The sequence below is a fragment of the Vibrio sp. 1580 genome, from assembly GCF_033340055.1.
On record NZ_JAWOVT010000080.1, the window covers coordinates 1 to 1,055 of the forward strand.

The 1,055-nt window shown below is 44.4% G+C and carries 1 protein-coding gene and 1 tRNA gene; one reads left to right on the top strand and one right to left on the bottom strand.

What is annotated here, in order from left to right; translation table 11 throughout:
• The coding region (locus tag R7093_RS24150; protein ID WP_318146877.1) for a Tim44 domain-containing protein at positions 1 to 419 on the top strand (419 nt) is incomplete at its 5' end.
• 477 nt (positions 420 to 896) lie between these two features.
• Here R7093_RS24150 and R7093_RS24155 read toward each other — a convergent pair.
• Positions 897 to 981, bottom strand: a tRNA-Tyr gene (locus tag R7093_RS24155).
• Between the last annotated feature and the right edge of the window lie 74 nt (positions 982 to 1,055).

Sequence of the window (1,055 nt, forward strand, 5' to 3'; positions counted from 1 at the left end):
ACGCAGGCGGTTTCAACGGTTTTGGTGCTCAAACAGATGTACCACACAATTACCCACCGGGTTTCGATCAAGCTGCGTTTATTAACGGTTCTCGTGAGCACTACCGCATTTTGCAAGGTGCGTGGAACCACAACCAACTAGACACTATTGAAGAATATGTTTCTCCAAGTCTATTTGAAGATCTGAAAGCTGAGCGCGCGAAGCTAGAAGGTGAGCAGCACACTGATGTGATGTATGTCGATGCAGAGATCGTTCGTGCTGAATACGATGCGAACAAAGCACAATTAAGTTTGCAATTTAGTGGCCGTTACCGTGATGCTGCAGAAGGTGTAGAGGAAGATATTGAAGATATCTGGCACCTAGAGCGTGACCTAACGGTACCGAATGCACCTTGGTTGATTGTTGGTATTCAAGGTTAATCACCAAGCTCGTTCAATTTAGTCTTAATTAAATCCCGCTATTTAGCGGGATTTTTTGTATCTGTTAATTGTTGGATGAGCGGAGATAGCTCTACAGGTAAAAGCGAAAGGCAATGCTCCGTAGCTAAGCACAATACAACTCAGTCGTTTTATGATTTAGCAGTCTAATGACTTAGCCATTTGGCATCTGGGATAGCTCAGTTAGTATTTTGTTGTGGTTATTCTTGAGAGATTTAGAAAGTTAATACTATTCAGTGTCTTGTCGAAGAACTCTTACCTGTTAAAAGATCGGTTCTAACGTTGAGTTTGGCCTAAAGCAATGTGGTTGTCGGTATTGGTTGAAGATCTTAGCTACAGTAGGAGTTCGTAGAACATGAATGCGACACCGTGGGGTGAGCGAGAGATTGTTAGAATGGGTGTTGATCTTACGATGTATAGAACGAAAAAAGCCAGCTCGATGAGCTGGCTTTTTCAATATGGTGGAGGGGGACGGATTCGAACCATCGAAGGCGGAGCCGGCAGATTTACAGTCTGCTCCCTTTGGCCACTCGGGAACCCCTCCAGGGTGTTTTATACTTGAAAAATGTTTTCCCAACGCATCTCTCAAGTGCGGAGCGCATCATAGCAAACTCGCTC